Annotated in this window: 11 protein-coding genes; 5 read left to right on the forward strand and 6 right to left on the reverse strand. The window is 57.6% G+C overall.

The genetic code is table 11. The features are described from left to right. Window positions 1–133 precede the first annotated feature (133 nt). Window positions 134–823 carry a ribonuclease H-like domain-containing protein gene (locus tag QML71_RS05735; protein ID WP_282010953.1) on the forward strand — a complete coding sequence of 230 codons (690 nt, stop codon included), beginning with the start codon at window positions 134–136 and terminating at the stop codon, window positions 821–823. Window positions 824–1,400: 577 nt separating this feature from the next. Continuing rightward, the gene (locus QML71_RS05740) at window positions 1,401–1,631 is read left to right on the forward strand and encodes a type II toxin-antitoxin system HicB family antitoxin (protein WP_282010954.1); all 231 of its coding nucleotides are present in this window, start codon (window positions 1,401–1,403) and stop codon (window positions 1,629–1,631) included. A gap of 523 nt (window positions 1,632–2,154) precedes the next feature. Here the strand turns inward: QML71_RS05740 and QML71_RS05745 are convergent. The 4 genes from QML71_RS05745 to QML71_RS05760 all read right to left on the reverse strand — a co-directional run bounded on the left by QML71_RS05745 (window position 2,155) and on the right by QML71_RS05760 (window position 9,182). Beyond that, a complete protein-coding gene (locus QML71_RS05745; RefSeq protein ID WP_282010955.1) occupies window positions 2,155–3,150 on the reverse strand; it encodes an AAA family ATPase in 996 nt (331 codons plus the stop codon). A 215-nt stretch (window positions 3,151–3,365) separates the two neighbouring features. Next, window positions 3,366–4,943 carry a tetratricopeptide repeat protein gene (locus tag QML71_RS05750; protein WP_282010956.1) on the reverse strand — a complete coding sequence of 526 codons (1,578 nt, stop codon included), beginning with the start codon at window positions 4,941–4,943 and terminating at the stop codon, window positions 3,366–3,368. Beyond that, a complete protein-coding gene (locus tag QML71_RS05755; protein ID WP_282010957.1) occupies window positions 4,940–8,272 on the reverse strand; it encodes a DUF4175 family protein in 3,333 nt (1,110 codons plus the stop codon). Before QML71_RS05755 ends, QML71_RS05750 begins: the two co-directional genes overlap by 4 nt. Before the next feature lie 139 nt (window positions 8,273–8,411). After that, a complete protein-coding gene (locus QML71_RS05760) occupies window positions 8,412–9,182 on the reverse strand; it encodes a slipin family protein (protein ID WP_282010958.1) in 771 nt (256 codons plus the stop codon). 203 nt (window positions 9,183–9,385) lie between these two features. Here QML71_RS05760 and QML71_RS05765 point away from each other — a divergent pair, with 203 nt between their 5' ends. Then, a complete protein-coding gene (locus QML71_RS05765) occupies window positions 9,386–10,210 on the forward strand; it encodes a COG1361 family protein (RefSeq protein WP_282010959.1) in 825 nt (274 codons plus the stop codon). A gap of 148 nt (window positions 10,211–10,358) precedes the next feature. Beyond that, on the forward strand, window positions 10,359–11,303 hold the full coding sequence (locus tag QML71_RS05770) for a hypothetical protein (RefSeq protein ID WP_282010960.1): 945 nt from the start codon (window positions 10,359–10,361) through the stop codon (window positions 11,301–11,303). A gap of 95 nt (window positions 11,304–11,398) precedes the next feature. On the opposite strand, the gene QML71_RS05775 is transcribed toward QML71_RS05770, so the two are convergent. Then, window positions 11,399–12,538: a S1C family serine protease gene (locus QML71_RS05775; RefSeq protein WP_282010961.1), complete on the reverse strand. Its 1,140-nt coding sequence runs from the start codon at window positions 12,536–12,538 to the stop codon at window positions 11,399–11,401. A gap of 297 nt (window positions 12,539–12,835) precedes the next feature. Between QML71_RS05775 and QML71_RS05780 the strand changes: the two genes are divergently transcribed. After that, window positions 12,836–13,384: a Crp/Fnr family transcriptional regulator gene (locus QML71_RS05780; protein ID WP_282010962.1), complete on the forward strand. Its 549-nt coding sequence runs from the start codon at window positions 12,836–12,838 to the stop codon at window positions 13,382–13,384. 113 nt (window positions 13,385–13,497) lie between these two features. Here the strand turns inward: QML71_RS05780 and QML71_RS05785 are convergent, their stop codons facing one another. Then, entirely contained in the window at window positions 13,498–13,872 is a 375-nt protein-coding gene (locus QML71_RS05785) for a DUF423 domain-containing protein (protein ID WP_282010963.1), read from the reverse strand. Window position 13,873 lies beyond the last annotated feature (1 nt).

The following is a 13,873-nucleotide window of genomic DNA, read 5'->3' on the forward strand; positions in this document are numbered from 1 at the left end:
CTTTAGGAAAAAACAGGGCGGCCCCTGCCCTCTGCCTGAAGAACTTGCGTGGCAGGGGGCAGGGCATTGAAATTGCTGGGTTTGGGTATCGGGGCTTGAATCGGCTGCCGGGAAAGTGATATAAGGCCCCACTATGCCCGATCAACTCGACCTGTTTTCCCAGCCGCCGGTGGAAGAGCCGGTAAAGCCCCAAAAACCAAAGGATTTGGGGCCGCGTATCCTGTATTTCGACCTGGAGACGCAGAAGAGCGCCGATGAAGTGGGCGGCTGGGGCAATATCAAGGACATGCTGATGGCCGTCGGCGTCGTCTGGGACAGCCACGACCCGAAACACCACGTTTATTACGGCGAGCCGGACAAGAAGGACGGGCCGGGCTACACCGATCTCATCGACCACCTCAAGTCCGCCGATCTGGTGGTCGGTTTCAACGTCATCGGCTTCGACTACACCGTCATCCAGGGCGCCGCCAGCCAGCGGCACATCGACTTGCTCGACATCCCCACCTTCGACATGCTCGTCGATTTCACCCAGAAAAAGAACCACCGCATCAAGCTCGACAACCTCGCCGGCTGCACGCTGGGCACGAAGAAGTCCGCCGACGGATTGATTTCACTGCAATGGTGGAAGGAATACCTGGGCGGGGACAAGATAAAGCTCGACCAGATCGTCGAGTACTGCAAGCAGGACGTCAACGTGACGCGTGACCTGTTCTTATTCGGCAAGGACCACGGCTACGTCGAGTACGACGGCCGCAGCGGCCAGCGCCTGCGCCTGAACGTGGACTGGACCGTCGAAACCATCCTCAAATCCCCACATCGGTAAATACGCGCACATCATTGCGGGAAGAAGAAGGGCTTATGGTCCGTGAGGGAAGAATCATAAGGTCCCTTTCCCCCCTCCCCTGTACCAAGGGGAGGGTCGGGGTGGGGTTTTGGAGTGCAACCCGTGTTCACGGGTTGCGACCACCAATACCTCCCCTCAATCCCCTCCTTGGAAAGGAGGGGAGATGATGGGGTCTCGCCGGAAGACGGTAGGCCGTCCTTGAATTTTGATTTCCCCGCGGCTTGAGTCTAAAATAGCGTGGAGTGCATTGAGAGCCGTCCGCCCGGCAAAGCCGGTTGAGGACATAATTAATGAGACCCTTGCGTAAGTGGGATTAAACCAAAAACATAGATTCTTCGCTGACGCTCAGAATGACAATTCAGGCTCCAGCATGTCATTCTGAGAAGCCGGGCCACGCCCGGAGGAGACAAGTGGCTTTTGGATTGGCTGACAACCCATCATTCGCCCTAATAGCAGAACCCTATTCCTCTCCCTGTAAGGGAGGCGACGAAGAATCTATGGGTTCACTCTTTTTAAGGCTTATGCGAAGCTCTCATTATTGATTGGAGATCGATTCATGAAACGCAATGTGATTCAGATCATTCTTTATCCGGGAGATCAAAGCGGCTATGTCGCCGAATGCGTCGGCCTGCCGGTCATCACCCAGGGGAGCACGATCGACGAGACGGTGAAGAACATGCAGGAGGCGCTGGCTTTGCACCTCGACGGGGAGAACCTGGAAGAGTTGGAACTGTCACCCAATGCCCCCATCATTGTGAGCATGGAGCTGCAACCGATTCATGGTTAAACTGCGCCGCCTGTCCGGAGGGCAAGTGGTAGCGATCCTGGAGAACTTCGGGTTTTCTCCAATCGGGCAAAAGGGAAGCATCTGAACGTGGACTGGACCGTCGAAACCATCCTCAAATCCCCACATCGGTAAATAAAAGTTTGCTAGTACATATGTGTTCTGCCTAGTAGATATATCTTGGTTTGTTTGGCGGGCATTTTGTTGTATTCACGACATTCTGATTGTCCGCCTTCAAAAATATATCCCTGCTTTCCAAATCGGTTCAAAATCTGAATTTCAGAAACTCCTTTTAGACCCTTAGGCTTTTTTATTATTCCGGTACAAATTCCACCAATCATGGCTTGATATATTGTTTCTGTGACTCGCCGCTCTTTAGAGATGATTTCAACAATTCCTTGTTTGTGATTTACGGATTTTGGTTGCCACAGTTTCAGACTATTTAAAATCTGCGTTGAAACGGAGTCGGCATATACAGGAGTTATAAAAAAGAGAGATATTAATAAGATTTTCGGAAGAGTTCTTATCAAACCTTCACCTCAGCGAGTAGCTTGTCGATGATGTCCTGGGTTTTGATGTTTTCGGCTTCGGCTTTGAAGTTGAGCAGGATGCGGTGTTCCAGCACCTGCTGGCTGACGCTTTTGATGTCGTCGATGGTGACGGCGACGCGGTTGTCCATCAGCGCCCGCGCCTTGGCGGCCAGCACCAGGTACTGACTGGCGCGCGGCCCCGCCCCCCAACTGACCCACTCGGTGACGAATCCCGGCGTCGTGCCGTTCCCCGGTCGTGACGCCCTAACCAAATCCACCGCATACCGCGCGACGTGATCCGACACCGGCACCTTCGGCACCAGCTTCTGCAAGGCCAGAATGCGGTCGGCCTCCATCACCACCTCCAGTTCCGGCTTCACGCCCGACGTGGTGGACAGCGCGATCTGCACCTCCTGCTCCTTGGTCGGGTAATCGACGTTGATGATGAACATGAAGCGGTCGAGCTGCGCCTCGGGCAGGGGATAGGTGCCCTCGTGTTCGATGGGGTTCTGCGTGGCGAACACGAGGAACGGCGGCTCGAGGTGATACGTGTTCGAGCCCACCGTCACCTGGTGTTCCTGCATGGCCTGCAACAGCGCCGCCTGCGTTTTCGGCGGGGTGCGGTTGATCTCGTCGGCCAAAATGATGTTGGCGAAGATGGGGCCGCGGATGAAGCGGAACTCGCGTTTGTTCGTCGCCTGGTCCTCGTACAGGATCTCGGTGCCGGTGATGTCCGACGGCATGAGGTCGGGCGTGAACTGGATGCGGCTGAACTTGAGGTTGAGGACTTTCGCCAGCGAGCTGACGAGCAGCGTCTTGGCCAGCCCCGGCACGCCGACGAACAGGCAGTGCCCGCGCGAGAACAGGGCGACCAGGAGGTCTTCGATGACGGCGTCCTGGCCGATGATGACCTTGCGGATTTCTTTCAGGACGTTGTTTTTGGCTTCCAGCAGCTCGCGGGCGAGATCGAGATCGGGCGTCGTTTGGTCCATGTAGGGTCTCTTTGAAGTCAGGGAGTAAAGGGAACTGATCTTATTTTTTCATATAAGGTGCAGGAAGTCACCCTCCACCCCAGCCCGTCACTCTGTGAGTGCTCCCGTCAAGGGAGAGAGGGGGTTTAAAAGATTCCTTCTCCCCTGGCGGGAGAAGGTCAGGATGAGGGGGGATTCATGATTCTTCCGTTTCCAGATGTATGTCCGGCTCATCCTCATTTTATCAGAGCCAGCAGGGTTTCCTGATGTCCTTTCTTTGCGTTTTCGCCCAGTGCGGCGTAGATGCGGATCAGCCGCTGATGGACCTGCGGATTGAACGGATTGATGCGTTCCGCGCGCTGATAGTACTCGCGCGCCGCTTCGTAATCCTTGCGCAGGAACGCCACCTCGCCGAGATTCGTGAGCGTGCTGGGGAACTGCGGATAGTATTCGAGGCTCTGCCGCAGCAGGGTTTCGGACTCATCGTACTTGCGCGTGATCATGTAGGTGTCGGCCAGCTTGTTGTACAGCACCGGCGACAGCGTGTCCGACTCCGAGATGGCTTTGCGGTACTCGATGATGGCGGCCTGGATGTGGTCGCGGCTCTTTAAAATGTCGCCCAGCATGGTGAGGTCGCGGGCACGGCGGCTTTCGATGAGGGCGCGTTCGCCGTCTTCATCCTCGGCGCGGCCGTTGTCGCGTTTGTCCTTGAACTGGAACTTGAGCACCTTGAGGCCGGGGATGCGTCTCAGTTGCTGCGTTTTGATATAAACCTTCCAGTCGTCCTGAAACCGGTCGAGCGTTTTGCCCACCAGTGTCTGCAGCACGTCACCGATGGGGCGGTTGTCTTTCAGGCCCGCCACCAGCGCTTCCAGTCCTTCGAGGCCTTTCAGGTGCACGAGGTACTGCACCATCGTCGCCACCTCGGCGTAGGCGAGTTGCACGTCCTCGGCGGTTTTGAGTTTGGCGAGCGACGGCATCATCGCTTCGAAATCGATCAGGTAATCGTTGTCGAGTCCGTTGGCCAGCACCGTTTCCATGATGGGGGTCAGGTGGCGGGGTTCACCGCGCCAGCGCGTCTCCAGGAATTTGGCGATGCCTTCATGCAGCCACAGCGGCACGTTGTTGTGGCTCTTGCTGCTCAGCAGGAAGTGCACGTACTCGTGGCTGATGGTGTCCAGCCAGTTGTAGCCGCGCACCAGCGAGCCCGGCGAGATGAGCATCAGCCGGTTGTACTTGCACAGGGCGACGGTGCCGGAGGTCATGATGTCCTGCAAAGTGAGCGGCGAGATACGCGAAAACGGTTCGCGGCTGGGATAGATTTCCACCCGCACTTTCTCTTTCGGGTGGTGATCGAGGATGCCGCCCAGCACGGCGTAGGATTTTTCCAGCGTGTCGAGGGCGTAGTCCACCAGCACCGCATCCGGGCCGTCGGTGTAGCGCAGGATGAAGTGCTCCGATTCGCGGGTGACCATCCCCTGGGTGGCCTGATGCGTTTCGCGGACGTGGTGTTTGAACTCTTTAACGGTCGGCGCGGAGTCCGCGACTTTTCCGAGAAGGTCGAGCGCGCGGGCGTAGTCGCCTTGATAAAACACCAGCCGCGCCTGCAGAAACAGCACGTCGCCGGAGTCGGGGTACGTGTCCATCAACGATTGCGTGTGGGCTTCGGCTTCCTCGAAGCGCCACTGGTCGATGAGCGAATAACCTTTAGTGATATCTTCCTGCAACCCCGCGGTCACTGGAGCGGCAAACAGCGCGCCGCCCAGCAGAATGACGGCGATGGCAACGGCGATGCGGTGCAGGTGCGTTTTCATTTCACCAGTTCCTTATAATACTGGCCGATCATGCGCTCGTATTTTTCCGGGTACTTGTTCTTCATGGCGTCGATGATGTCTTCGCGGAACTGCCCCGGCACCCGGTACTGATCCTCCGAGGGCAGGGTGATTTTTTCCTGGCGCAGACGGCGCGCGCCGCCGCTCTGGCTCGAATCGCGCTGGCTGCCTTTGCCCAGTTGCAGCGAGGACTTCGGCTTGCCCTGTCCCTGCCCGGAGCTTTTCAATTGTTGCAGCATGTCGCGCACTTCGTTGAGTCCCTGCAGCGCGTTGTTCTCCGACTCGATGCTGTCCTGCACGCGCTGGTCGGTGAGGCGGCTTTGCGACTGTTTCATGTAGCGTCCGGTGCCGGTCATCTTGTTGGACAGGCGGGGGCTGATCATCGGGTTCTTGCGGTTCATCTCATTGAACAACTCGGACAACTGTTCGGTCTGCTGGGACAGGCCCTGCTGCTCGCCCGCCATCTGCTGCAACTGTTTCTTTTCCTCATCGGTGAGCAGGCTCTGGTAGTTCTGTTGCAGGGACTGCATCATGGTGCCCAGCTTCTTCGAGATTTCGCTGTTGAGCCGTGAGACCTCATACAGATCATCTTCGATACGGCTCAACAGGGCCTTGTCGATATCGCGCGACATGCGGAAGTGGTTCTGCCAGCGCAGGATATCGGGGTAGGTCTGCTTGAACAGGGAATTGAATTCAAACAGATCCTGAAGCTCGGTGAACTCCTCCAGCTTGTCGTACTTGGAATTCAACTCGGGCAGGTAATTTTTGAAGCCGTGGAACATCTTCATGTGCAGGGAATGGATGCGATCCATGACGTCGGACAGTTCGGACCGTTTCTGCTTGAGTTCCACAAAACTCTGCCGGTGTTCCTCTTCCTTGCCCAGCAACCCCAGGGTTTTCTCACTGAGGTCGCGGATCTCGCGGCTGATGGCATCTTCCTTATCCATCAACTCCACCAGTGTCTGCATGTCGGGATGCGTTTCGAGCAGTCGTTCGTCCGCGCGCAGGATGGACTGAATGGCGTTGACATCTTTCTTCAGGCTGGCGAAAAATTCATTGAGCCGATCCTCGAACAGGCCCAACTGCTGGGCGCGCAGGGATTTGTTGATGCTCATGGTTTTGTCGAGCAGACCTTTTTGCTGCTCGGTGAGTTCATCGATTTTTTGCAGCGACTCATCGATCTGCCGCATGATTTCAAGATCGACCATGTTTTCCTGGTTTTCACTCAGGTTTTCCAGGTTCTCCGAGAACGCGCGCAGGTCGTCCATCAGTTTTTCCATCTCCGCCATGGCTTCCTCGAATTTGCCCTGTTCGACCAGGTCCTTGAGTTTTTCCATCGAGGCGTTGAGGTTTTCCATGTTCATATTTTCGAGCGCCTGCTTGTTGAGGAATTCGTCCGGGAGCCCCTGCATCTGTTTCGACAGCTGCTCCATGATCTGATGAAGGGTTTCGCGGATTTTTTCCATCGCTTTTTTGAATTCGGCGGTTTCATTGGGCGAGTTTTTGTTCTTGATCTTTTCAAACTCCTCGCGCAGGTTCTCGGTCAGGTTGGACAACTCGCGGTCCAGATCCATGACCTGGTTCATGCGTTCGCGGTTGAGCAGCTTGACCAGGAACAGGACGTCGCGTTCCAGATGAGTGATGAGGCGTTCCATCACCGGGCCGCCGGGCGCGGCGTTGAACGCGATCGGCGTGGTTTTGAACAGGGCGTCATTGAGTTGATTCATGGCCTGAATCTGGTCTTCGCGGATTGCATTGAGGCCGCTGATGATGTTGCTCATCAACGTCAGGTACGGCTTCGGGAACGAGTTCACGTCCTGCGCCTGCGTCTGGATGGCCTGCGCCAGGTTGATGATCTCGATCAGGCGGTCGGTGGTCCAGGCGAGGGTTTTCTTGTAGCGGGTCAGATCCTCCGGCGTGTCCGCCAAAGGCTCCGTATGGGACACCAGCGTCTTGGCCAGCAGCGTCACCATTTTCTCAACCAGTTGGTCCTGCAGGGCGAGCAGGTCCCAGCGTTTTTTGCGTTCGTCGAAAATTTCAAACGAGAACATCTCCGACTGTCCGGTATTGGGACCATAGACATTGTCGTTGTCCTCAACCTCCAGGTAATACTGAATGCGGTTGCCCGGCTCCAGAGCCATGGTGGCCAGCTCCCAGGTGTACCCGTCCTTGGCTTCCGTCTCGTTACTCTTGAAGCGTTTGAGCGTGCGGCGCGTGATCTGGCCGTCCATGTCGATGATCAGGTTGACGCGACCGAGGCCGAAGTCGTCGTGTGCTTCATAATAAAACTGGATCTGGTCGGTGACCATGTACACCGGCTTTGGGTTGCTGAGGAAGATGCGGATGGTCGGCGCTTTGTCCTGTCCCAGTTCGATCGGGTATTTCGTCGGCAACAGCACCTTGTGGCCATCCGGCGACTTGATGCGGAATTGGTAGAAGCCGCTTTCCTTGACGATGAAGCGGCCTTGAATTGTGTTGTCGCCCAGAGTGTCCATCGACAGGTTGTCGCGATTGTTCAACACCAGCGACGCGCCGGCAACCGGATGGTTGGTGCGCGCCGTGATCTCGACCTCGGTGCCGGGCAGCACGTGAATCTTGCCCTCGGAATGTTTCAACGACACACGTTTCATCTGCGTGTAGGCCGGGTAGTTGAACACCAGCGACAGCGACTCGATGGCGTAGCTGAATTTGGGACCTTCCGTACCGGTGGCATCGATCGGGCCGGCGGTGCGTTGGGCGGTATTGGCTTCGACCGGCGGCGTGATCCAGTTGTCGTAGCCGCGCGTCCAGAACTCCGGCAGGCTGAGCGCCATCACCAGCAACGCTGCCAACGCGCCGACCAATGCGTAACGCGTGCGTTGCAGGCGTTCGGTGGAGACGATGGATTTGGGATCGATGTCTTGGATGGCGCGCTCGGTGCGGGCCAGAAGCTCGACGATCATATCGCGGGAGGCGCCCGTGCGTGTGCCGTCTTCGAGATGCGGTTGCAACTGGACGGAATTGATGAGGTGGTTGTTGAGGCTCTGGACCTTGTTTTCCACCAGCAGGGCGGTCTGCTCGCGCTTCGGGCGCAGGAACCACTCGACAACGAAGGTGCGCACCAGGAGGTACAGCACCGGCACCGACCAGACAACCAGGAAGGGGAACAGCCAGGGGCCGGGATCGTCCAGAAAATAGGCCAGCAGGTTGGCCGCCAGGGCTCCGGTGACGAGCAGGAACAGAATCAGGTAGGTTCCCTGAAGGAACGTGACCCGAGTCCGGTAGCGGCGAACGCGGTCGAGGAACTCATTTATGAGGTGCGCCGGGTCCATTCAGGTAACAGTCCAAAAAATTACATTCTGTCTCTATTTTATTACATCGGCGGCTGTTTTTCCCGCGCAAAAGAACTCTAACGAAAAATACGGAGTGGGACCATCCGGCTTTCTCCGACCCCGGTTAGGGGGTTGATTTTCAGGCCGTTCCCGGATTGTTCTTGTCCGGCTTCGGGGATCCGGCCAGCGATTGCAGCATCTCCAGTGGGAACGGGAAAAACACGGTGCTGGTTTTGTCCACCGACAGATCCACCATGGTTTGCAGGAAGCGCAACTGCAACGCCGGGGGATGCGCGTGGATGATGTCCGCCGCGTCGCTGATGCGCTGGCTGGCTTCGAACTCGCCCTCGGCGTGGATCACCTTGGCGCGCCGCTCGCGCTCGGCTTCGGCCTGCTTGGCCAGCGCCCGCTGCATCTCGGTAGGCAGATCGACGTTTTTCAACTCGACGTTGGCGACCTTCACGCCCCAGGGTTCGGTCTGCTGGTCGATCACCTTCTGCAGGTGATCGTTGATCTTTTCGCGGTGGGCCAGCAGGTCGTCCAGCTGGCTTTTGCCCAGCACGCTGCGCAGGGTGGTCTGCGACAACTGCTGCGTGGCGTAGAGGTAGTCTTCGACGTCGATGACCGCGCGCTGCGGATCGAGCACCCGGAAATAGACGACCGCATTGACGCGCACGGTGACGTTGTCGCGGGTGATGATGTCCTGCGGCGGCACGTCCATGACCACGGTGCGGAGGCTGACTTTGACCATCTGTTGCAGAACCGGAATGACGAGGATCAGGCCGGGACCTTTCACCTTGTAAAACTTGCCGAGCAGGAAAATGACGCCGCGTTCGTATTCACGGAGCACCTTGAAGGCGCTGAACAGGATGATGAGGATGATGATAAGACCGACGATGAATCCGTTCATGGTTCGAATCTCCCCCTTGAGTTGGTCTTGTGGTTGGCCTCATGATAGCACCTTTTCTGCCTGCCGCCCTACATCCTCTGGTGATCTGTGGCGGCGGTTTCCAGATAGCCCGCCCATCGGAACCGGCGATGTGATAAAATCGGGGCATGTCGGACTCGCAGACACAGACTGCCGGAGGGACGGCGTTTTCAAGAAGCGTGCGGATGTTTGCCGTAACGCTGTTGCTGGCAGGCCTGCAGGCGGTGCTAGCGTCCGCCGCGCTGGCATCGGCAGCGCCGCTTGATATCCACACCACACCTGTGGTGGGAAAAGACGGACGCGTGCGCATCACCCTTCACTTGGAGAACACCGGCTCCCGATCGCTGCACCACGTGCACCCGATGTTTCATTTTCATCACACCATGTCGCACATGCCGATGATCCACGAACTGAAGCCGGGGCAGTCGGTGACCCTGGTCAACGACCAGCATCCGCCGGTGGTGCGGGTCGGCAGTTACCCCCTCGTCGCCATGGTCAATTATAAGAACGACGCCGACAGCGACGCCACCCGCACACAGTTGCACACCAGTTCGTTCCATTATGAAGAACCCCTCCGGGCGGTCATCGACGGTGACATCGAGGCCCGGCACCGGGAGAATACGGACACCTCGACCCTGCGCATCGCCATCCGCAACAATTCCACGTCCTTCAAGAACGTGCGATTGATGCTGCTGTTGCCGCCGGAATTGACGGCGCGCAGTTTTCAGGGAATGCGCGGCTTCACCATCCACGGCGGACAGGAAAAACAGTTTGAAGTGCCGGTGCAGAAGGTGGTGGGGCGTCCCGGTGGCGAGTACCCGGTGCACCTTCTGGTCGAATACGGAGAAATGCTGAAACATTATTCCAGCGACATCACCGGCAGTGTGTACTTCGGGCCGGACTGGGGGCAGGAGCCGTTCTGGCCGCAACTGGTGGTCTTCCTGTTTCTCTTTCTCACTCTGACAACCCTCCTGCTGCGCCGCTGGCGCCACCGCCGCCGCAAAGTTTAAAGCTCCCGGCCTCTTTCCTTATAGGGAGGCGTCCCTTTACGTCATCTCCTTGATGTGAGCTTTTCCCCAGTGCCCACATGTGTCATTTGACACCCCGCGTCCAGCCTTTATATTGGATGGAAGGCATCAACAACCATGAGGGGGCGCGATGCAGGGGGAATCGACCGTCAATTGGGAACGCGTGCGGCTGGGCAAAAGCCGCAATTCGGTGAGCGGCACCACCCTTCACGGCTGGCCGTCCATCCTCTTCGGCCTGCCGTTCGCCGGGGTTGGCGTGATGTTGTTTTTGGTGTCGCAGGGCGTCATCGGCGTGGATCCGAAAAGCGTGCACGCACCGATGTGGATGATCGGTTTGATCGCCGGATTGTTCTTCCTGGCCGGGGCTTACATGATGGTGCACGGCGTCATCGGGCTCGGCTTGAAAAAGAAGGTGGAGGAGGGCCGCCGCCGTTCGTTGCACCAGCCCTGGCTGTGGGATTACGTCTGGGACCCGCTCGGCGTCTCCGAAAACAAACTGAAAGAAGTGATGAAGCATTTTGCGGCGGCGCTCACCTTCATCGCCTTCCTTGCGCCGTTTCATTACATGGTCTGGTTCAGCGAAGAAAAGAGCGTGCCGACGTGGGTGAAGTTCGTGGTGATCTTTTTCGATTTCATCGTCGTCCTGATCATCGGCGACGGCATCCGCAAATACATGCAGTTCCTCAAATACGGCAACAGCCGCCTGCGCTTTCTGGGGTTTCCGTTTCACCTGGGGGAGAAGATGAAGCTGGCGCTGGAAGGCATGCCCGCCGCGTTCGATTCGGTCACGCTGAACCTGCGTTACATTGAGGAAGTGTATGAGACGCGGTACTCCGGACGGAGGCGCACGCGCGAAGTGGTGTGTTACCAGATCTACGGTGAAGAACGGACGATGAACTCCGGCGCTTCCCGCAGCGGCGGGTTCTTGATGGAATGGGACCTGCCGGACAATAAGGAGATGACCACGGAGTTGAGCGGGCGGCCGGGACGGTTCTGGGAAATCGAGATCAAGGCCGAAACGCCCGGAGTCGATTACGACAGCCGCTTCCTCGTTCCCGTTTACGCGAAACCCTGATCGCGCTCATGGAATTGAAAAAGACAAAAGGCCCGGACTGGGGGAGTCCGGGCCTTCTGCCCAGGGAGCGAAAGGGGAGGAGGAACCTTTCGCCATCAAGCCTGTCTTTCCTGCATCTTCTCGATGGTGATCTGCACCGTCGCGGGCTTGCCGTTGCGCAGGATGTTCAGCGTCACGGTCTCGCCGGGCCGGGTTTTGGCCACCAGCTTCGGCAGGTCGGCGAAGTCCGCCAGCTCCTGCCCGTTGTATTGGACGATGACGTCCCCACGCAGCAGGCCGCCGCGTTCCGCCGGACCTTTCGGCAGCACGCCGTTGACCAGCACGCCCTGAGGTTCGTTGAGGCCGAATGACGAGGCCAGCTCCAGCGTCATCTTTTGAATGGTGACGCCCAGCCAGCCACGCGTGACCTTGCCGTCCTTCATCAGATCGCTGACGATCGACTTCGCCATGTTGATGGGAATGGCGAAGCCGATGCCGACGTTGCCGCCGTTGCCGGACAGGATCATGGTGTTGATGCCGACCACGTCGCCGTTCATATTGAGCAACGGACCGCCGCTGTTGCCGGGGTTGATGGAAGCGTCGGTCTGGATGAAGGCGTCATACGGTCCCGCACCCAGGTTGCGCCCCTTGGCGCTGACGATGCCGGTGGTGACGGTGTGTTGCAGGCCGAACGGGTTGCCGATGGCGACCACCCATTCACCGACATCCAGCGTTGCGGAGTCACCCAGCTTCATGTGCGGCAGCGGAGAGGTGTGGCCATCCTTGCGCACGATTTTCAGCAGGGCGATGTCAGTGACCGCGTCCTGGCCGATGAGCTCGGCTTCATACTCCTTACCGTCGTGCAACTGCACCTGAACCTTGTCCGCTCCGTCCACCACGTGGTTGTTGGTGAGGACGTGGCCCTCGGCGTCAATGATGAATCCGGAACCGGACCCCTGTGGAGCCGGTTGCGGCATCGGTGCGCCTGGACCAAAAGGAGTTTGCCCAAAGGGCTTGTGTGGGCTGGAGCCGCGCATCTGAGCCACCTTCATGGTGGAGTGAACGCCAACCACGGCCTGGTCGTTCCACTTCACCACTTCGGTGATGCGGTTGGTCCCGACCGGGTTGATATCGGTGCTGAGGGCATACGCGTTGCCCGCTTGCAGACTCCGACCGCTTCCCACAATAGAAAGCATGGGGATGCCGACAAACAGCAACGCCGCCACAGTGAGAATTTTCCAATTCGGTTTCATCATGGTGTGTCTCCATCGGGAGAAGAGTGGTTTGTCTAATTTTTGCCTGGAATGGGTTCCAAGTCTCTGCACTTAGGATAAGGACGGTGAATTAAGTTTGAATTAATGGAATATTAATTTATTTTAATTGAGCCCGAATGGAGAACGGGAAAAGGTGGGGACGCCCGCAGAGGAAAAGGGGATGGGAACGTATCTTTCGGTTTTTTCAAGCAAAACGGTTTCAACTGCGGGAAATCTGGATTATACTTTTCAAGGGTCCCGCGACTCGGGGCCTCTTTCTTTAACAGGATGGCGCAAGCGATGAAAACCGAAGACGTGGTCGATCATTTGAATCGCATTTCATTTTTCGACGATTTCTCTGAAGAAGACAAACAGAAGCTGGCACAGGTGCCGGGAACCGTGCAGAACCTGGCGGCCGGGGAGTGCATCATCCGCAAGGGCACCACGGACCCTACCATGTATTTCGTGTTGGAGGGGGTGGTGATCATCTCCGCCGGCGAAGACCTGAGGCACGAAATCACCGAGCTGCATGCCGGCGCGCTGTTCGGTGATGTGCCGTTCGTCAAGGCGGTGCCGCGCGTGACCAGCGTTCTTGCCAAAAGCGCTGCCACGGTGTTGCGTTTCAACAAGGATCACATGGACCAGCTGGGGCCGGACCTCATCGGCAAGTTCAAGGACCAGTTTCTGAGACTGTTCGTCATCCGCCTCGACATGCTGAAAAGCACCATCAGTCAGAATCGCGTCGATTTCGAAAAGTTTTTCGATTCCTTCCAGAGCATCTTCAAGGAAATCGAAATGATGAACCAGGACATCATCCTTCCCGACGACGACGACAACAACAACCGCTGACGCGCCGTTCGCATCCTCTGCGAACAGAAACTCTCATTCCGTAACAATAATAGTTTGTGTGGGTGTCTGTCTGCGTGAAAGCGGGCAGGGGGCGTGCGTCGTTGAGGGGTGCGCTACTTTTTGGGGATGGAGAAGGCGAGCAGGAACCAGCCGGTCATGAACGACAGGCCGCCCAGCGGCGTCACCGGACCCAGCACCCTGGGGCCGCCCAGCGCCAGCCAGTAGAGGCTGCCCGAAAACAAAACGATGCCCGCGAGGAAAAACCAGCCGGCCTTGATGACCTTCGAGTTGTGGCCCTCACCCAGTTGATGCGCGAGCAGGCCCACCAGCACCAGCGCCAGGCTGTGAAAGAACTGGTACTGCGTCGCGGTGTGAAACGTGGCCAGGCTTTTTTCGGTCAGCACCGCCTTGAGGGAATGCGCTCCGAACGCGCCCAGCATGACGCTCAACCCGCCCAGAATGCCGCCCAGCAGAATCCATTGCCGCATG

Origin of the sequence: Nitrospina watsonii, from assembly GCF_946900835.1 — a bacterium.
In the GTDB taxonomy this organism is placed as follows: domain Bacteria; phylum Nitrospinota; class Nitrospinia; order Nitrospinales; family Nitrospinaceae; genus Nitrospina; species Nitrospina watsonii.

Bases quoted from the DNA above. Each gene is read 5' to 3' on its own strand.
- QML71_RS05735 (WP_282010953.1), top strand. From the start codon at position 134: ATGCCCGATCAACTCGACCTGTTTTCCCAGCCGCCGGTGGAAGAGCCG.
- QML71_RS05740 (WP_282010954.1), top strand. From the start codon at position 1,401: ATGAAACGCAATGTGATTCAGATCATTCTTTATCCGGGAGATCAAAGC.
- QML71_RS05745 (WP_282010955.1), bottom strand. From the start codon at position 3,150: ATGGACCAAACGACGCCCGATCTCGATCTCGCCCGCGAGCTGCTGGAA.
- QML71_RS05750 (WP_282010956.1), bottom strand. From the start codon at position 4,943: ATGAAAACGCACCTGCACCGCATCGCCGTTGCCATCGCCGTCATTCTG.
- QML71_RS05755 (WP_282010957.1), bottom strand. From the start codon at position 8,272: ATGGACCCGGCGCACCTCATAAATGAGTTCCTCGACCGCGTTCGCCGC.
- QML71_RS05760 (WP_282010958.1), bottom strand. From the start codon at position 9,182: ATGAACGGATTCATCGTCGGTCTTATCATCATCCTCATCATCCTGTTC.
- QML71_RS05765 (WP_282010959.1), top strand. From the start codon at position 9,386: ATGTTTGCCGTAACGCTGTTGCTGGCAGGCCTGCAGGCGGTGCTAGCG.
- QML71_RS05770 (WP_282010960.1), top strand. From the start codon at position 10,359: ATGCAGGGGGAATCGACCGTCAATTGGGAACGCGTGCGGCTGGGCAAA.
- QML71_RS05775 (WP_282010961.1), bottom strand. From the start codon at position 12,538: ATGATGAAACCGAATTGGAAAATTCTCACTGTGGCGGCGTTGCTGTTT.
- QML71_RS05780 (WP_282010962.1), top strand. From the start codon at position 12,836: ATGAAAACCGAAGACGTGGTCGATCATTTGAATCGCATTTCATTTTTC.
- QML71_RS05785 (WP_282010963.1), bottom strand. From the start codon at position 13,872: ATGCGGCAATGGATTCTGCTGGGCGGCATTCTGGGCGGGTTGAGCGTC.